The following is a 16,532-nucleotide window of genomic DNA, read 5'->3' on the forward strand; positions in this document are numbered from 1 at the left end:
AAATCGTTCTCAAACAGGAATCAATGTAAGACTTAGTGAGTTATCAAAAGGGTACTACACGATCTCGTTTATCGCATACGATCAGGCACAAAATCAGAGCGCTGCTACAACAACCAGGTTTTGCGTATATGAGTGTCCGCCTCCAGCACCTTATTGTGCAGGTGATGCTCTACCACAAGATGGTTGTGGTGACGATTGCCCAGGGATTCTCATACCCCCAGGCACTGGGTGCCCCACGACAGACACTTACTGTCCAGATGCTGTACCCAATGATGATTGTAATGACTCGTGTCCTGCTAGCACAAGACCAAATGGCACTGGGTGCCCATCACCCTGTGGTGGTAATGATGATTGCAGGAGAAATACTTGCACTGCTTGCCCAACACCAACTCCAACTCCAACACCTAGCGCAGGGTCATCACCTGAAGCGTCTGCATCTCCCGAGGCATCACCTGAAGCGTCTGTGTCGTCATCACCTGATGAATCTCCTTCAGCTGCTGCGACGGCAACCCCAAGTGCGACAGCTTGTGTTGCAACAACATGTATTATTCACACCGACGACCCCCACTATTGCGGTGGATTCTCTGACGATTGTGGTGTGCAATGTGGGACCGGTCAGTGTCTACGTTGAGTAAAAATAATATCTGAATTAATTCTTAGACCCAATCGCCTTTGACTTTTCTATTTTTAAAACCAATGGTTCATCGCGCTCGGTAACAAAATTAAAAACAACACCTGATCGACCGGCTCGCGCAGTTCGACCAACACGATGTAGATAATTTTCAATTTCTCGAGGCAGATGATAATTAATAATGCGACCTACATGCTCAAGATCAAGACCACGAGATGCGAGATCTGTTGAAATCAAAAGATCAACCTTACCTTCGCGAAACGACTTAAGATTATTTCGTCGCTCCATTTTATCCATTTCACCGCGATAAACAGTACACTTATGGCCCATTCCCTCAATGATGAGGGCGAGTTTGTCGCACTGTTCTCTGGTGTTGGTGAAAATAATTGTTCCACCTTTTGCTTTTTCTTTAAGCAAGTTCTCTAAGAGTGGCTCACGCTTACCATCGATTACTTTTCGATTTACGGTTGTGAGGGATTGCGGAACTCTGTGACTCCCGCCACTTCTGATAACCTCAACATCAGAAAATAATTCACTGATAAGCTCTTGAACGGCATCAGAAACAGTTGCTGAAAATAAAGCCATCTGAGGTTTGGTTGTGCAAGCTTCTAATATTTTATGTGCTGCGGATAAAAAACCTTCATCAAGCATTTGATCCGCTTCATCAAAAACTAAAGTTCGTACATCACTTAAATTTAGCCGACGTTGATCTAAAAGTTTAATTGTTCGCCCAGGTGTGACAACTAGAATTTCAAAAGGGCCGCTGATATTTTTCTTAGCCACTTCCATTTTTGTACCACCAAGAATAGTGCGTACACGCAGTCTTGTTGAGTGCGTAAATATCTTAAAAACCTTTGCTACTTGTTCACCCAATTCCCGCGTGGGAACAATTATGAGTGCGCGCGGTTGCCCATCAATTTTTACTGGGTTTTTTTCATTCTCCAACATTTTAAGCATGTGCAAAATGGGCAATGCGTAGGCAAGTGTTTTTCCACTACCCGTTTCAGCGACTCCCACTACCGATTGTTTATCAAGCAGTAATGGAATTGCACGAACCTGAATTTCAGTAGGCACTTTATATTTTTTATCGTTCAAAGTTTGTTGAAGTGAAGGCAACAAATTAAAACTAGCAAAGGAACTCATACAACTCCTAAAACAAATTTACTTCAAGGCACCTGCCAGGTTCAACATTTCTCGCACGCACCACTACACGCTCACCAACGGGGCCTCTTAATTTTTTAACCCGATCCATTTCAGTTAAATGAGTGAATACAGTTCCTGATCCTGTAAGTACGGTACCTCCGTTTTTAAAGCCAATTTTTTTAGGCAATGAAATAGAAGTCGCGAAATCGTCAAGATTGGTAAAAAAACAAGCTGCCTCATTGGAGTTTAAGGGTCTGTCTCTCCATGCACATTCGCCATCATTCATGTTGGCTGCAGCAGTTGTAGCTTTTTTAAAATTCACAATAAATTGTGATGTAACCGATACGGATAGTCCTCCAGCATTTATCAGCTTCATCTCTACACGCATATTTTCTCCTGATTTACAAACCAGATCAAAAAAGGGTTGATCAGCTAAACTTTGTGTAGAATTTAAAAACACTAGAGATACAAGCAATAATACAAATGAATAATAATGTCTCATAATTTCCCCGATTATCGCTTTGAACGTTTAAGTGACACTTGTGATTTAAAACCACCAAAGATCATACGCATTCCATCAAAAGGCCAATCTTTTGGATCAGACATTTTCATGCGTGGGTCTTTCATAACTTTTGCCATTACCTGATCACGATGAGCGCGAGATTTATAAGTGGCCCATGAAAAGAAAACTGTTTCAGTGCTTTTCATTTTAATACTTCGTGGAAACGATGTGATTTTTCCTTTTTTAACATCATCAGCGCCGCATTCAACATACTCAAGTGCACCATGCTCAATCCAAATTTTACCTGCCAACTTAGCTAGCTTGATGTATGCATTGAGTTTTTTCTTGGGAACTGGAACTATAAAGCCATCTACATAAATACCCATATAAATATCTCCTCATATTATAACGAATAAAATCATTTGCGAAGTTAGCCATTAAATGAGGGGCATGCAAGCATGTTTGTATAAAGGTTTAAAATATGTCTTTGTGTAAGTAACGAACACCATCAGTTTCATCTTGAACGACGTCAAAATCGATGCGGCCAATTTCTTGATTCCCCATTGTTTCAACCCGAACACGCCAAAGCCCAGGTTGAAAATTATTTTTCAGTGTTACTGCTCTAAAGCCCTCTTCACGACCACCAAGGACTTGTAATGGTATAGCATCAGAAGGAAGCCAGCCTCGATTTTCATCCCAATAAAGCCAACGTACTTGCAACTTATCTTTGAATCGTGTGGGAGAAAAAATCTGCATATAACAATAAATTGCGTCACCCGGTCTTGCTAAAAAAGTTTGATCACCATGTTGCCAGAACTTCCATTGAGGCCGCGTGTAGGTGAGTTCATAACCAGCTTCAGTTTTCTCTGCACCGTGATAAATGCCCATGTATTTTACTGAAAGTGGAACAGGTGGAATCGCATTTGCAAAATATAACATCACAAAAACAATATGAATGGCTGCAAAGGGTTTAAGTAAATGTGTTTTCAGAAGTAATGGGTTTGCTGCAAGTTTTGGTTTGAGTATGAAATAATAAACAGTGAATGATCCGATTGATAAGAGCACTGCACTTAAAAAAGGAATCACACCAATTGAACCTACAACGATTGGTACAAGTGCAATAAAATACGAAATTGAGCAAAGACTCAAAAACGCAAGGTGAACTTGCGTCTGAGATTTTCCAAAACGCTTAAACTCATTGATGATGAGAAGTGCAACCAAAAGTACAATGAAAAACATTGATGTAAATGCCGAGACACTCTTGAAATAAAATATTGCATAACTATTTAAAAGTGTACCAAGTAGAAAATGTAGGAAAAATTCTCGATACTTCCAAACTTTACTTAACATCGAGGGGATAAGAAATTCACGTGTTTGTGCGATCAATTCAGCACCGATCAAATATGCTGCAATTACGAGATATAAAGCCTGTTGAAATATAACAACCGGCTCATCAATACGATGCAACATCACCATATCGAATAAAAATCCGAGCAGAAATGAGACGCACGGAACCCAGCGCTCATACTTTATGTAGAGCGCATTGATGTAAATCTTAAAGCGCGCGAGATACATGAATTTCCTTTTTAAAAATACTAAATTTGACTTAAAATCAACTTAGCATAAAAGTGTAAGATGTCTTAACAAAACAAGGGGTTTAAATTACTTATGCACCAAGTTATTATTGATGTCCGTGAAAAAGACGAATTTGATTCCGAACATATCGAAAATTCAATTCATGTCCCCCTGTCGAACTTTGAGCGACAAGCGCCCGCACTCTTTAAAACATTTTCTGGAAAATCAGTTTTGTTGATTTGCAGAAGTGGCAAACGCGCAAACATTGCCGCCTCTCAAGCAGCGAGCTTTTGCGAAGGCGTTACACTTGAAGTATTTAACGGTGGAATCACAGAGTGGGCACGGCAAGGCAAACCAACGATCACTTCACAAAAAATATGTCTTCCCATTATGCGTCAAGTGCAATTGGTCGCGGGAAGTCTTGTGCTCACCGGTGTGGTACTCGCATACTTTGTGAACCCTTCGTTTATCTTTCTATCTGGATTTGTCGGTGCAGGATTAATATTTGCAGGAGTAACTGGTTTTTGCGGTATGGCAGAACTTCTAGCACGAATGCCCTGGAACAGATCTCAGTAATTAAGTTTGATTACTCACTCATGAGAAAAATTAAGGGCCGTACATCATCCTCAGGTGTCCATTCCCAATAGCGTAGTAAAATTCGATAAACAAGAAGCCCCGTTTCACCTTCTCCCCATACCAAATAACGAAATGCTTGATTCATGAGGTTCATACGCGTGAGCCCAATATAAACACTAATGGGATTTAATAGCTCACTCACATAGGCGATCGTGTTTGCAATGGCAATTGCTCCTGACACTTCAATCATGACGTCGCCTGTACTCTCTTCTGTGACATTAATTTTTAGCTCTGAGAGAAACTCACTGCGATTATCAGAAAGTACAACATGCACAAAAGCAATTGGCCCTTCGAAACGATAATATTTTCTTAGCTCCAATGCTTTTTTAGCTCGAAGCTCTGGTGTTGTGTCTGCAAGCGGCACAAGGTGCACCTTTTTATTAATGATGCGAGACCAAATCTCAGCAGTGGCTTCATTTTCTAGTGTGATTTTATCAACCCTGGGTTCAAATGCCCGTTGAGATCGACTGAAAGCACCGAAAATTAAAATTGCTAGAATAAAACCACCAGCAATCATGAGGCCTTCAGGTTTTAGAATAACGTTATCTAAAAATGTAAATGCAAATACCAAGGCAACGGCGGCAAAATAAAAACTCCATAATTTCATTTCTCTTTTTTTATTCACAGCATCTTTAGCTTCTCGCCAAAATGCCAATGACACCGCAACTGCGGCTGAAAGCATGAGCGCTAGAACTCCCGTTGCATAGGCACTTCCCTGGGCTTCAACATCGGCATCAAAAAGCCAAGTCACACCGACTGCAACTGCAAAAAGAACGAGAACCAGTGGTCGACGATGGGCAACCCAAAGTGGTGCCATTCCAAATCGAGGTAAATACCGCGGAATAAGATTTAACATTCCAGCCATTGCTGAAGCACCAGCAAACCAAAGTACTAAAATCGTCGAAGCATCGTAAACACTTCCAATAGTACTGCCCAATAACTGATGCGCCAAAAAAGCAAGGGCCCGACCATTTGCGGCTCCACCAGTTTCATATGCTTGATTTGGAATAAGAAGTGTCGTGACAATACTTGATAATAATAACAACACAGACATAAGTAGCGCTGCTGCTACAAGTAGTTTTTGTGTGTTTTTAATTCTACCAGTTTTATCACTGCCAGCAACTAGAGGCATTACAGAAACGCCCGTCTCAAAACCGCTCATTCCAAGAGCAAGCTTTGGAAAAACGAGTACAGATACTAAAATCAACTGCGACCAATCACCCCTTGCACTTACCGCGTTTGTCCAATTCGCAAATACTTCGGGGTGCTGAATGATTTCCCAAACTCCCGCAAAGAGCACAAGAAAATTTAATAATATATACGGAACAGCGATGAGGCGCGCAAGGCCGATGGCTTCAGAAAATCCTTTTAAAAATACAATAGCAAGTAAAGTGATCAACACCATGGTTATGCTGAGTTGAGAGTTACCCAATATTTCATGAAGAAATGGGTTCTCTGCAAGATGCAGTGCCGCATCTGCAGATGAGAGCGTAATTGTAATTATAAAATCAGTTGCCGCAAACCCTAGAAGAACTAAGACAAATATTTTTGAGCGCCAACCATTAAGTAAGTTTTCAAGCATCGCAATTGAGCCCTGACCAGCAAAAGATCTACGAGCTACTTGGGAATATGTGGGCAAGGCACATAACAGTGTCACAGCAATTAAAATCAGTGTAGCGATGGGCGATAAAATTCCCGCGGCAAGAAGTGCCAAGCCCGGCTGATAACCAAGTGTTGAGAAGTAATCAACCCCCGTAAGCCACAAAACTTGATGCCAAGGTTTTGTCTCGGCATGTTCACTACCCTCTATCGCATGTTCTTGGGGATGCAGCCACCGACCAAGAGCTGTTCTTGGTAAAGATGTACGAGCTACTGGAAGTGGTGCAAGTTTTAACATTTCAGATTTCAAATTATTTTTCATATTTGAAGAGCTCCTAATTCGCTAAGTTGGAATTTAAAATGCCTGATAAAGCTTTGTGCAAATGTGGATAAGTAAACTTAAATCCATGAGATTTGAGCTGACTGGAAATTACCTTGGAACTTCCCAAGACCACACTCGACATTTCACCTAGCGCAATACCAAGTGCAATCGCAGGTAGAGTAAGTCGTGCTTTTGTTTTTAACACACCAGCCAAGACTTGAGTGAATTCGCTATTGGTGATCGGTTCTTCTGAAACTCCATTTACAGGGCCAATTATATTTTCATTTTTGAGAATAAAACATATTGCCCCAACAACATCTTCTAAGTGAATCCAACTCATCCATTGTTTACCTGAACCAAGTTTTGCTCCAAGACCGGCTGTAAAGGGTCGCAACATTTGCGTCAATGCCCCACCACCCTCTCCGAAAACAACACCTAAACGAAGAGTAACGACGCGCGTATCTTTACCTTTTGCCCGATTTGATTCAGCTTCCCATTCATTACAAAGATCGGCGAGAAATCCTATACCTTTAACTGAATTTTCGGATAACACTTCATCACCACGGTCACCGTAGAATCCAATTGCAGAAGCTGCCAAAAACAATTTTGGAGCCTGTACTCCCACAGACTTAAAACTATTTACCAAGTTACGAGTGCTTTTAATTCGCGAATCATAAATTTTTTGTTTGCGGGAAAGAGTCCAGCGCCCGCTTGCCACTGATTCACCTGCCAAGTGAATTACAGCATCAATATTTGAGAGGGCCTCTGTAGGTGGCTCACTCAGCGCAAGATCACATTTAAAAATCTGACATTCAACGCCGACTTGTAGAGAGGCACGCTCTGGATCACGACTTAAAAGAACAAGATCATGCCCATCTTTTGACAACTGAATCGCTAATTTGCGACCTATAAAACCTGTGGCACCAGTGAGCAAGATTTTCATAAAGTAAATGTACGGAACTTTCACTACTTTGCAAGTCAGATAAAGCTCAATAGCAGTTAGTTCAGCATTTAATTGGCGACGCCGCCATTATTGAGCTTTGAAGTCGTCGATAGCCGTTGACGAAACATCGTTTTCATATCAATATGCTCCCTTAACATATGCAAAGGATTAAAAAATGAAAGTTTTCACAGAATTTCCAGGATTTATTTTAAGTAAAGCACTTCAAGCAAAAAACACATTAGCAGCTGAGAGTAAAACTCCTGAAGAGATTCAAGCATGCTTGGGCGAGACCTTTAAATTTGAGGGTGAAAAACTAAATCATTTTGTACGCGCACTAGATGTTATTGGCACTGACATTTCAAATCTTAGACGTGTTGTTGTTATGACTCTGAGCGAAGGCGAAAATCCCCCAGCTCGTTCTACTAAGGTTGAAGAACATTATTATGTACTCGATGTTCCCGTTTTGACTGGGTCTAAACCCGGCCAAAAACCTGAGCCAAAAGATCGCAAAGGCGGCAGAGGTGGCAAGGGTTCAGATCGTGGTCCAAAAGAATCACCATGGGGTCTTTCTCCTGAAGAAAAAGCTGCTAAAAAAGCTAAACAAACTGCTAAATAAGAATTTACAATACCTGAGATTAAAATAAAGCCACCACATTGGTGGCTTTTTATTGAGAACTTACACAATGCATGGGCTGGTATGTCACAGGGTTGGGGCGGAAGTTTTGAAAAACTGGAAGATTATTTGCGACAGTTATAAAACCCGCTTACTATGCAAATGTGAATCTGTTTAAAAGTGGTTTTAAAGCAATGCTTCCTATCATTACGGGTGTAATACCGTTTGGTGCCGTGATGGGAACAGTATGCTCAGAAGCAAAACTCAGCCTTTTTCAAGCCGTATCGATGAATGTATTTGTCTTCGCAGGTGCCGCTCAACTAGCAACTGTTGAGCTTATGACAAAACATGCAGCAACCCTTGTAATTGTAGCAACAGGTCTTATTATCAACCTTCGCTTTTTATTATATAGCGCAGCCCTTTCTCCATTAGTTCAAAGATCTTCTTTTTTTATTAAATTTATAAGTGCTTACTTTTTAACAGATCAAAGTTACGCAATCATGATGGCCAATCAACATAAACTTAAGACAAATGAAGATGCCGTACAATTCTATTTAGGCTCATGTGTTTGCATGGCTTTGACTTGGCACCTATCAGTTGTTGCGGGCTTTATTTTCGGAAACTTTGCCCCATCTTCATGGGCATTAGATTATGCCGTACCATTAAGTTTCATAGCTCTTGCGATTCCAACTTTTAAAAATTACAAATACGTAATCACCGCTATTTTTTCTGGTTGTATTGCCCTGCTATTAAACCCAATGCCCTATAAAACCGGCTTAATTGCGACTGCAGCCTTATCTATACTTCTTGCAACCCTACTTACGCAAAAGAAGGGTGTAAAATGATCGAGGCTAGTTACTTTTGGCAAAATATTTTTTTCTTAGCAATCGGCACTCTTGCCATTCGTGGGTCAATCATTGCCCTTTCAGCTCGCGTAAAAATATCTGATCGAGTTAAAGAAATTTTCTCATACATTCCTGCGGCCATTTTACCCGCCTTTGTTACGCCGTCTGTTTTCTTTCATCAAGGCAAAGTGGCTTGGGCTTATGACAAAGAACGCTTTTTGATTTTAATTTTTGCAACTGTGGTTTGTTATTTTTCTCGCAGTACACTGGCAACTGTTGGTTTTGGTTTGGTTGCACTTTATTTCATGACTCAGCTCTAATGGAGTTTGATTATTTAAAATTGAATATGCTAGAATTTGGGCATGATAAATAGAAGCCCTTATCTCGACATCGTCCGCGGAGTAGCCATTCTCATGGTTGTTATCTCCCATACTCCCATTTTTCCTGAGAACCATTCATTTTTATATTTCCCAATGGTTGTTTTGAATCGAATTGGTTGGGCCGGGGTGGATTTATTTTTTGTACTCAGTGGTTTTCTTGTCGGTGGTCTTCTATTTAAAGAATATCAGAAAACTTCAAAAATTCAGGTGAAGAGATTTTTTATTAGACGAGCTTTTAAAGTTTGGCCCGGTTACTTTGCATTTTTGTTAGTCTACTGTACATTTCAAATTCTACGAGGCGACTCAACAGTCTTAACGGCCCTTCTTCCCAATTTCTTTCATGTGCAAAACTACTTTTCTCAAACCAGTCAAGTTGGGTGGCTCTGGAGTCTTGGTGTTGAAGAACACTTCTATCTGATCTTGCCTTTAGCTTTGGGTGTTTTATACAAACTTAAAAAAATGGGTAACTCAAAAGTGAGTGTGACACATCTTTTTCTCTTTGTTGCTATTACTTGTTTGGTTTTAAGAGCTCTAACTTACAGGCTAAACCCAGAGGCAAAAGAATTTACGCTGGTATTTCCAAGTCATCTGCGATTTGACTCACTCTTCGCCGGGGTTTTTCTCTCTTATCTAGTCCATTTTAAAAACCATAGACTTGAAAAACTTAGACCTTTTCAGTTTTATATCTTTTTTGTGAGCGTAGCCTTGGGATTAACTACCTATTTTTATCCCGACAAGGCTCAAATGTTTTTATATCCTTTTGGATTAAGCCTTCTTTATGTGGCTTTCTCTGGAATAGTTTTATTTGCTCATTTTAGAACCACAAATCCAAAGTCAGTAAACTCACGGTGGACACAATGGTTATTTGCACCATTTGTTTTTATAGGTGTAAGGAGTTATGCCATTTATGTTTGGCATGGCTATTTTGCAAAACCCATTGCTAATCGAATCACAGCTACTCTTGGCATATCTGGAAGTATGCTGGGGTGGAAAGGTATTTTGTTTGAATTGATATATCTAGGAACACCCATTTTTTTAGGCGCACTGATGTTTTTGATTATCGAAGAACCTGCATTAAAAATCAGAAACAAATTATTTCCATCTAGTTAACTTATTTCAATTGCTTGAGAAGTGAATCCCACCCTGCTCGTTGAGTTTTTTGTTGGGTTTCAGTTTTCAACCCCTCATGAAGAAGTTCGATCCAAGAGCTACTTTTATCATCTTCAGTGTCAAACAATAGTGTTACTTTGGTTTCACCCATTTTAATGACAATTTTTTTATTAGGAACGCTCTCAATAACATCACCTGTGATTTCACTTTTCGGACTTTTACATATCTCGTAAAGTTTTTCGACAGGTAGTGAGTACTTACGCGCCAATCGAAGTTTTCCGTTACTAATTTCTTCACGCAAATCGTCAAGGCCACCGTTCCATCCACCTTGATGTGCATCCTTATTTTCAAGATCAGTGAAGCCTGTATGTGTGAGGGTAAGTGCGGTTTTACCACCCACATCTTTAAGTATAATCACTACCTTGGTATCAGGTATGGGATTGCTGTCGTAGTCTTGACACCATGTAAACACGATTTTTTGATTTGGTATAATTTCTAAGAACTCACCGTGATTTTTCATATTGTAATTTAAGAATTCGATAGAGTATTTTCCACCAACTTTAAAATCAATTTTAAGCAATTCGGTATCAGCACTGCAGTTTAGAAAAAGACGCCCCTCCCCAATTGCTCTAAAAACTTCAGCAGCATTTTTAGGTATCGTTTTTTCTACTATAAGATCGTGCATTTTATTTTCGTTTGCCATGTGGGGCCTCCAGGTTTTGTGCGAGTAAATCCAATCGTTGATTCCAAAATTTAGTATAAAATTTAATGCATGCTTCGGCTGTTTTGAGTTGCCGTGCATCAAGTGTACAAAAATGTATACGGCCTTCACGTCTTCGAATGAGAAGCTTTGCGTCTTCCAAAATTTTAATGTGTTTAGAAACCGCCGCCAGGGACATCTTAAATGGTTTCGCAAGCTCAGTGATGGTATGCGCTTTTCTGCCCGCCAAAGCCATTATCTGGCGACGCGTGGAATCAGAAAGTGCATAAAAAAGCAGGTCTAGTTGTGCAGCTTGAATGTTAACCATATGGTTAAATATTAAAACGACTCTAATTAATAGTCAACCATTTGGTATTCATTGAAATTTTACAAAAATTCTTACAAGGTAGCTGATTTTAATGCACATGCTAAGTTATTATTAGTTATTAGTAGCGCTAACCAAATTTGTCTTATCAACACCTAAAGGTGCCGTAAACCGTCATCGGATATATTTAAATCAGCTCTATATCGAACAGGCATTCAAATACAGGGTGGAACATTCCTTGCTAAACATTCTCATGCTAAGGTTATTGTTTACTTTTTTTTGGAGCGATCTATATGAACCGAATTGTATCTCTTGTTGTTTTAGCGAGCTTTGTATCAAGCACTACTGTATTGGCTAAAACAAATTATCATCAAGATCAACAGACTTCAACAATGCCTAGTGAGTCAGTTAAAGGCCCCCAGGAATTAACCAAAGCAGAAGCAGATGAATTACTGCGGGCGTTGAAAGAAGAGTTGGCAAAAGGCGAAGAAGCCGAACGAACTGCTTTAAAAGAAAGTTACGATTCTGTAGACAAAATGATGGAAGAATTAAATGCAGATGGCAAAATTCAAATTGATAATCTCATAATTGCCGGCAGTCCAGAGCCCACCTCAAATACTGCTCCTGTAATCGTAATCGGTTTGAAAAAACCCCTTGATGTAGCCTATGCAAAAACAAGTTTTTCTAATGAATTAAAAAAAGAACTGATCCTTAATAGCAAAGTCGCAATCAAACATTCTCTTATGGGTGCTCGTGATGCTATTTTAAATTTATTACCTGAAATCTATTACCAAATTAGTGATAGCTCACAAGCTGTATATGTTTTGGTTAGTGGTGAGGACGACCTTCCTTTTGAACCTAAGTCTTCAATATTCAGACTTGTACTTCAAAATGGAGTGAAAGCTCCCATCGTTTTAGGAAGTGAAGTACTTAGCGTTATTAAGAGCGGCGATCCAAAACAAATTTTTCATTTAATCGGTGGAACCGCAGCTACGATTTTCATACCTGTAAATAAATTAAACTCAGCCCTTAAAACGGCAAAAGTAAGAGCTGCTGCAAAATCTAAAAACCCCACAAATCTGAAAATGGCAAATAATGAAAACACTACAGGACAAGCTGTAGAACAAGTCGCTCAAAAATCTGCTTTACCTTCAACAGAAGTTGAACTTCTCAAAAGAGCAGAGAACATTGCCAAATCACGTGGTGAACTTAAAGCACTTCAAGATCAATCAGCACAACTAGCAAAAGTCGCTCAAGAAAAATCTACCACAGCTGCTACAGCATCTGCTCTGGCTGCAAAAGAAACAGCAGAAGCTGTGAAAGCACAAGCTGTTTTAAAGAATGCACAAAATGCTCACAAAGCAATCGAAAGCAAACTACTCAACGCTGACAAAGAACTTGCTGAATCATTAAATGGTCAATTACTTAAAGCACAGAGTAATTTAAAAAATGCTGAAGCAGTTGCTGTAAAAGAAAGTGCTGAAGCTGCCACACAACAAGCACGCGCCCTTGAAGCTTCAAAGTCCGCAAGTCAAGCTGCTAAAGATCTTGAACTTGTAAAATCATTGCAAGGAAAAGTTGATAAGCTAACTGGTGGCGAAAGCAGCGCAACAACCACAGTTGTAAAGCCAACGGTTGATCCTAAAAAACCACTAGCTCTTAAAAGCTTGCACGGGACTACCCAAGTGAATCCAAAAACAGGTGTTCCTGAAAACTTTAATGTGATTAAGTAAATTTATAAAACAACTAGCCCACCCTTCGTGGTGGGCTTTTTTATTTTCTGATTTATTTCCAGTCTCTTTCTAGCTTCAACCCATTGTCGCGAAAGATAGGGAGACTCTTCACCGATCGAGCTCAATTTTGTTAGCAGTGGAAAAAATGTTGCTGGTCGGCCGCGAAGCCACTCTCCTGACGCAGATTGTGAAATCGAACCAACTTCTTCGTAAGAATGTCGCTCATTACGTATTTTTCCATCAGGAAAACGTTTAGCCAGGTAATTCACAACCTCTGTGACAGCTTCGGCTGGTAAAGCTTGCTTCGTCTTTTCAGCCCATAATAAGATTGCGTTTAAACCGCGCAACACATCATAGAAATAAAAACGAGGAAAGCAGGGTTTCAGCCATTCTTTTTCGTCTTCACGTTCGTTTGCATTGTGTTTTGTCTGTGAACCATGCATGAGTTTACGATCAATGAGAAACTGTGCACCCTTGTTTAGAAAAACCATTTCTTCGGCAGTCCATGGTCTTGGCGTATATAACAAAACCGCTTCAAACGCCGCAATCGTTCCAACCATTGAACTTGGGACTTCATCTTTCACAAGATAGGCATCACTATCACAGTTCAAACCACCATCAGCCATTTGATAACGAAGAAGCCATGGTCGTATCCATGGAAGCTCTTTATCTACATCGAGACCCCATGCGGCTAAAACCTGATAGACATTCCCCAACTGACAATGACATGGATATCCGCGGTAAGGATCAACTCCCGCTGGTAATTCATCAGAATGGATTGGGAAAATCTTCAATGGAATTCTATTAAGTGAAGCAACATATTTTTTAATAATTGTTTCTGGGATTTGTTTTGTCTCTCCCATTTCATGCAAGAGAAGCATATGCCACCACGGAGAATCCCATTTGGGCCAATAGGCATCAGCCTCAACACATTGTTGCGCCTTATCAGAGTTGAGATAATGAACGGATTCTTGGGTTTCTTCTTCGCGTGTAATTCTATCTGCCATAATAATAATTTATATTCTCACAGGAAATCAATCAACGTCTTTCTAAGTAGCTGATTCCTTTCATAAAAAATTTCTATTGACTCGGTACTATACTACCGAGTGTATCCTCTTAGTATGAAGATCGAAAAAGACATGACAATTGGTGTATTGGCGAAGAAATCAGGCGTAACGGTGGAAACTGTGAAGTTCTACGAGAAAGTGGGAGTTCTTCCAAAGCCTCAAAGACCTTCAAGTGGTTTTAGGACTTATCCACTGGATTACGTTTCTCGCATTCTCTTTATAAAAAGAGCTCAAGAACTTGGGTTCACCCTTCGCGAGGTGAAAGAGTTGCTTAAACTTAAGGTCGATAAAAAAGCAACTTGTGGTCATGTTATGAAGAAGGCTGATGAAAAAATTCTAGAAGTAGAAAAGAAAATTAAAGATCTTCAGCAAATGAAAAAATCACTTAAACAAATTCGTGAGTGCTGTGAGGATGGAACACAATCTCTCACAGATTGTCCAATACTTGAATGTTTTGAAACCACAGGAGGTTGTCAATGAGAGCCCATGTATCGTTAAATGTAAAAAAACTTACAGAACTTGGTTTAGTAAAATTAGTTGAAAGTGACACCGAGTGCTGTTTTGCTAGACAGGATAAAGTTTGGGTCAGTGATCCAGATGGAAATTCTTGGGAAATTTTTTATGTTCACGAGCAACTTCCAGTAACTGAAGAAAACAAGAAAGCTTGTTGTGGCTAATATTTTATTTCTTTGTGTCGCAAATTCAACTCGAAGCCAAATGGCCGAACGGTTGGCGGAGTTCACGCACTGATTCAAAGTGCGGGTTCCAAGGCAACTCATGTCAACCCTTTTGCCATTCAGGTTATGAAAGAAATTGGTCTGGATAGCCTTAAAGGGAGGATCATTTATAGAATTGAGAATGATAAAATTCTCATTAGGGTGGTCAAGACCACAGGAACTCATGACATGTGGTCAAAGAAAAAGCCCTTGGATTTCAAGTGCCTTTCGATTAATTCGTTATTTCAAAATGAAGTGTTAGTCGAATAGATCTTGATTAATAAGTAAGAAAATTAGTGGAGCAAATGAACCAAAGAGCAAAGTTGCCACTCCGCAGAAAACGAAAGCTATCATCCGTTTCTTTTTTAGTTTTATTTCTCGATATATAAAAAGCATTACTATGCTTAGTGAGACTCCCAAATCAGAAAAAATTTGATAAGTGTGAATTTCATGAAAAGGTGGAAACACGCTAAGAACGTCAGCCGAGCGGAAAACCAGAAGGCTGACTATAGAATGTGCCATTAATAGGAATATAAGAGTTTTTCTTACCATTTCTAAAGTGCATCACCACATCTCTGTTTTGTCCATCATCCGAATCTATTCCGCTTACTAAATAGCTCGATTTGCGCGAAGGCTTAGTTTGGTCCGAGGGGCATGATCATCAACCAACTCTAAAATATGCACCCCTGAGGTCATCACTGACTTCATCGCACCCAGGAACTCTACTCAAATCGGGACGCTAAACATGGAAGAAGGAAGCAATTCCGACTTCCGTATACGCCCGTGATTCATGGTGGCATCAGACCAGTTCTCATATCTTTCGATAGGGCAATTCTTCTTGACAATTTGTATGTTTTAACTTACATTTGTTCCTGAGATGGAAGGCAAAAGCAGGATCATTGAATATTACGAAGACGAAGAGGGGCAATATCCCGCCTTTGAGTGGCTTGAAAGTCTCAAAGATAAGAGGACCCGCGTTGTTATTAAAGGCCGAATCCGGCGCTTAGAAGAAGGAAACTTTGGCTATACAAGAGGTCTAGGTGACGGAGTAACCGAATTAAAAATTGATTATGGTCCAGGATATCGAGTTTACGTGGGCTTGATGGAGATAAGCTCATTATTATTTTGGTGGTTGGAGATAAGAGCACTCAAACCAAAGATATAAAAGTGGCAAAGACAAGATGGAAAGAATATCGGGAGCGGAAAAATGAAACGAAAAAAAATTAATTTTAAACAGGATTTTTATAAAGAGCTAGAGGACGCTGAGTCAGCGGAAGCTTATCTTAATGACGCCATGAAAAGTAAAGAAGCAAGTACCATCTTGTTAGCCATAAGAGACCTTGCAAAAGTAAGAGGGATCGCCGAAGTAGCTAAGAAAACTGGAATTCAAAGAGAGCACTTATACACGATTCTTTCCGAGCACGGAAATCCTACTCTAGATAGTTTCAATTCCATCATGAATGCCCTTGGCTATGAACTTCAAGTGAGAAAAAAGGCATCGGGTGATTAAAAGGTCTCTTTACGGAGCGAGAAAAGATGGGGCCGCTTGGCTCGATCTGCCCCGCGAAACCAGGCTCCCAATTTTTTGCAACCTAGTGTTATCCGAGTGGTTTATCTTTAACTTTTAAAGCAGCTTCGAATACAGTTGTTTTCTGCTCGAGATTTTCGATTCTCTTTTCGTGGCGATCGATT

Annotated in this window: 20 protein-coding genes; 11 read left to right on the forward strand and 9 right to left on the reverse strand. The window is 40.0% G+C overall.

Translation table 11 applies throughout. From position 1 onward, the window contains the following. Positions 1 to 631: hypothetical protein (locus SGI74_06280; protein MDZ4677102.1), on the forward strand; the 631-nt coding region annotated here is incomplete at its 5' end. An 18-nt stretch (positions 632 to 649) separates the two neighbouring features. Here SGI74_06280 and SGI74_06285 read toward each other — a convergent pair. The 4 genes from SGI74_06285 to SGI74_06300 all read right to left on the reverse strand — a co-directional run bounded on the left by SGI74_06285 (position 650) and on the right by SGI74_06300 (position 3,746). Continuing rightward, positions 650 to 1,774, reverse strand: a complete 1,125-nt coding sequence (locus SGI74_06285; GenBank protein ID MDZ4677103.1) for a DEAD/DEAH box helicase — start codon at positions 1,772 to 1,774, stop codon at positions 650 to 652. Positions 1,775 to 1,781: 7 nt separating this feature from the next. After that, positions 1,782 to 2,276 (reverse strand): hypothetical protein, encoded by a 495-nt coding sequence (locus SGI74_06290; protein MDZ4677104.1) that lies wholly within the window; start codon positions 2,274 to 2,276, stop codon positions 1,782 to 1,784. An 11-nt stretch (positions 2,277 to 2,287) separates the two neighbouring features. Beyond that, entirely contained in the window at positions 2,288 to 2,662 is a 375-nt protein-coding gene (locus SGI74_06295) for a DUF1428 domain-containing protein (GenBank protein ID MDZ4677105.1), read from the reverse strand. 88 nt (positions 2,663 to 2,750) lie between these two features. Beyond that, on the reverse strand, positions 2,751 to 3,746 hold the full coding sequence (locus SGI74_06300; protein ID MDZ4677106.1) for a DUF2914 domain-containing protein: 996 nt from the start codon (positions 3,744 to 3,746) through the stop codon (positions 2,751 to 2,753). A gap of 198 nt (positions 3,747 to 3,944) precedes the next feature. Here SGI74_06300 and SGI74_06305 point away from each other — a divergent pair, with 198 nt between their 5' ends. Then, positions 3,945 to 4,427 (forward strand): rhodanese-like domain-containing protein, encoded by a 483-nt coding sequence (locus tag SGI74_06305; protein MDZ4677107.1) that lies wholly within the window; start codon positions 3,945 to 3,947, stop codon positions 4,425 to 4,427. Positions 4,428 to 4,437: 10 nt separating this feature from the next. On the opposite strand, the gene SGI74_06310 is transcribed toward SGI74_06305, so the two are convergent. Then, complete coding sequence (locus SGI74_06310; protein MDZ4677108.1) at positions 4,438 to 6,408, reverse strand: hypothetical protein; 1,971 nt, start codon at positions 6,406 to 6,408, stop codon at positions 4,438 to 4,440. Between the two features lie 13 nt (positions 6,409 to 6,421). Continuing rightward, positions 6,422 to 7,351, reverse strand: coding sequence for a TIGR01777 family oxidoreductase (locus tag SGI74_06315; protein ID MDZ4677109.1), 930 nt, complete (start codon positions 7,349 to 7,351; stop codon positions 6,422 to 6,424). A 175-nt stretch (positions 7,352 to 7,526) separates the two neighbouring features. Here SGI74_06315 and SGI74_06320 point away from each other — a divergent pair, with 175 nt between their 5' ends. The 4 genes from SGI74_06320 (at position 7,527) to SGI74_06335 (ending at position 10,299) form a co-directional block, all read left to right on the forward strand. Then, positions 7,527 to 7,967, forward strand: a complete 441-nt coding sequence (locus tag SGI74_06320) for a hypothetical protein (GenBank protein MDZ4677110.1) — start codon at positions 7,527 to 7,529, stop codon at positions 7,965 to 7,967. A 161-nt stretch (positions 7,968 to 8,128) separates the two neighbouring features. Then, a complete protein-coding gene (locus SGI74_06325) occupies positions 8,129 to 8,809 on the forward strand; it encodes an AzlC family ABC transporter permease (protein MDZ4677111.1) in 681 nt (226 codons plus the stop codon). Beyond that, positions 8,806 to 9,129: an AzlD domain-containing protein gene (locus SGI74_06330; protein MDZ4677112.1), complete on the forward strand. Its 324-nt coding sequence runs from the start codon at positions 8,806 to 8,808 to the stop codon at positions 9,127 to 9,129. The genes SGI74_06325 and SGI74_06330 overlap by 4 nt, the downstream gene beginning before the upstream one ends. 42 nt (positions 9,130 to 9,171) lie before the next feature. Continuing rightward, the gene (locus tag SGI74_06335; GenBank protein ID MDZ4677113.1) at positions 9,172 to 10,299 is read left to right on the forward strand and encodes an acyltransferase; all 1,128 of its coding nucleotides are present in this window, start codon (positions 9,172 to 9,174) and stop codon (positions 10,297 to 10,299) included. A 1-nt stretch (position 10,300) separates the two neighbouring features. Here the strand turns inward: SGI74_06335 and SGI74_06340 are convergent, their stop codons facing one another. Next, the gene (locus SGI74_06340; protein ID MDZ4677114.1) at positions 10,301 to 11,002 is read right to left on the reverse strand and encodes an SRPBCC family protein; all 702 of its coding nucleotides are present in this window, start codon (positions 11,000 to 11,002) and stop codon (positions 10,301 to 10,303) included. Then, positions 10,986 to 11,327, reverse strand: coding sequence for a metalloregulator ArsR/SmtB family transcription factor (locus SGI74_06345; protein ID MDZ4677115.1), 342 nt, complete (start codon positions 11,325 to 11,327; stop codon positions 10,986 to 10,988). Before SGI74_06345 ends, SGI74_06340 begins: the two co-directional genes overlap by 17 nt. Before the next feature lie 290 nt (positions 11,328 to 11,617). Here SGI74_06345 and SGI74_06350 point away from each other — a divergent pair, with 290 nt between their 5' ends. Next, positions 11,618 to 13,057: a hypothetical protein gene (locus tag SGI74_06350; protein ID MDZ4677116.1), complete on the forward strand. Its 1,440-nt coding sequence runs from the start codon at positions 11,618 to 11,620 to the stop codon at positions 13,055 to 13,057. A gap of 2 nt (positions 13,058 to 13,059) precedes the next feature. On the opposite strand, the gene SGI74_06355 is transcribed toward SGI74_06350, so the two are convergent. Next, complete coding sequence (locus SGI74_06355) at positions 13,060 to 14,064, reverse strand: hypothetical protein (protein ID MDZ4677117.1); 1,005 nt, start codon at positions 14,062 to 14,064, stop codon at positions 13,060 to 13,062. A gap of 114 nt (positions 14,065 to 14,178) precedes the next feature. Here SGI74_06355 and SGI74_06360 point away from each other — a divergent pair, with 114 nt between their 5' ends. The 4 genes from SGI74_06360 to SGI74_06375 all read left to right on the forward strand — a co-directional run bounded on the left by SGI74_06360 (position 14,179) and on the right by SGI74_06375 (position 16,350). After that, positions 14,179 to 14,604, forward strand: a complete 426-nt coding sequence (locus SGI74_06360) for a heavy metal-responsive transcriptional regulator (GenBank protein MDZ4677118.1) — start codon at positions 14,179 to 14,181, stop codon at positions 14,602 to 14,604. Next, positions 14,601 to 14,801: a hypothetical protein gene (locus SGI74_06365; GenBank protein ID MDZ4677119.1), complete on the forward strand. Its 201-nt coding sequence runs from the start codon at positions 14,601 to 14,603 to the stop codon at positions 14,799 to 14,801. Before SGI74_06360 ends, SGI74_06365 begins: the two co-directional genes overlap by 4 nt. Positions 14,802 to 15,717: 916 nt before the next feature. Further along, on the forward strand, positions 15,718 to 16,005 hold the full coding sequence (locus tag SGI74_06370; protein ID MDZ4677120.1) for a type II toxin-antitoxin system RelE/ParE family toxin: 288 nt from the start codon (positions 15,718 to 15,720) through the stop codon (positions 16,003 to 16,005). Between the two features lie 42 nt (positions 16,006 to 16,047). After that, the gene (locus tag SGI74_06375) at positions 16,048 to 16,350 is read left to right on the forward strand and encodes a putative addiction module antidote protein (GenBank protein ID MDZ4677121.1); all 303 of its coding nucleotides are present in this window, start codon (positions 16,048 to 16,050) and stop codon (positions 16,348 to 16,350) included. Positions 16,351 to 16,532 lie beyond the last annotated feature (182 nt).

This window comes from Oligoflexia bacterium, assembly GCA_034439615.1.
GTDB lineage: Bacteria > Bdellovibrionota > Bdellovibrionia > JABDDW01 > JABDDW01 > JAWXAT01.

Excerpts from the sequence above, each read along its gene's own strand:
- SGI74_06375 (MDZ4677121.1), top strand. The coding sequence starts at position 16,048 with ATGAAACGAAAAAAAATTAATTTTAAACAGGATTTTTATAAAGAGCTA.
- SGI74_06320 (MDZ4677110.1), top strand. The coding sequence starts at position 7,527 with ATGAAAGTTTTCACAGAATTTCCAGGATTTATTTTAAGTAAAGCACTT.
- SGI74_06330 (MDZ4677112.1), top strand. The coding sequence starts at position 8,806 with ATGATCGAGGCTAGTTACTTTTGGCAAAATATTTTTTTCTTAGCAATC.
- SGI74_06365 (MDZ4677119.1), top strand. The coding sequence starts at position 14,601 with ATGAGAGCCCATGTATCGTTAAATGTAAAAAAACTTACAGAACTTGGT.
- SGI74_06285 (MDZ4677103.1), bottom strand. The coding sequence starts at position 1,774 with ATGAGTTCCTTTGCTAGTTTTAATTTGTTGCCTTCACTTCAACAAACT.
- SGI74_06295 (MDZ4677105.1), bottom strand. The coding sequence starts at position 2,662 with ATGGGTATTTATGTAGATGGCTTTATAGTTCCAGTTCCCAAGAAAAAA.
- SGI74_06345 (MDZ4677115.1), bottom strand. The coding sequence starts at position 11,327 with ATGGTTAACATTCAAGCTGCACAACTAGACCTGCTTTTTTATGCACTT.
- SGI74_06370 (MDZ4677120.1), top strand. The coding sequence starts at position 15,718 with ATGGAAGGCAAAAGCAGGATCATTGAATATTACGAAGACGAAGAGGGG.
- SGI74_06340 (MDZ4677114.1), bottom strand. The coding sequence starts at position 11,002 with ATGGCAAACGAAAATAAAATGCACGATCTTATAGTAGAAAAAACGATA.
- SGI74_06350 (MDZ4677116.1), top strand. The coding sequence starts at position 11,618 with ATGAACCGAATTGTATCTCTTGTTGTTTTAGCGAGCTTTGTATCAAGC.
- SGI74_06315 (MDZ4677109.1), bottom strand. The coding sequence starts at position 7,351 with ATGAAAATCTTGCTCACTGGTGCCACAGGTTTTATAGGTCGCAAATTA.
- SGI74_06305 (MDZ4677107.1), top strand. The coding sequence starts at position 3,945 with ATGCACCAAGTTATTATTGATGTCCGTGAAAAAGACGAATTTGATTCC.
- SGI74_06355 (MDZ4677117.1), bottom strand. The coding sequence starts at position 14,064 with ATGGCAGATAGAATTACACGCGAAGAAGAAACCCAAGAATCCGTTCAT.
- SGI74_06360 (MDZ4677118.1), top strand. The coding sequence starts at position 14,179 with ATGAAGATCGAAAAAGACATGACAATTGGTGTATTGGCGAAGAAATCA.
- SGI74_06335 (MDZ4677113.1), top strand. The coding sequence starts at position 9,172 with ATGATAAATAGAAGCCCTTATCTCGACATCGTCCGCGGAGTAGCCATT.
- SGI74_06300 (MDZ4677106.1), bottom strand. The coding sequence starts at position 3,746 with ATGTTGCATCGTATTGATGAGCCGGTTGTTATATTTCAACAGGCTTTA.
- SGI74_06310 (MDZ4677108.1), bottom strand. The coding sequence starts at position 6,408 with ATGAAAAATAATTTGAAATCTGAAATGTTAAAACTTGCACCACTTCCA.
- SGI74_06290 (MDZ4677104.1), bottom strand. The coding sequence starts at position 2,276 with ATGAGACATTATTATTCATTTGTATTATTGCTTGTATCTCTAGTGTTT.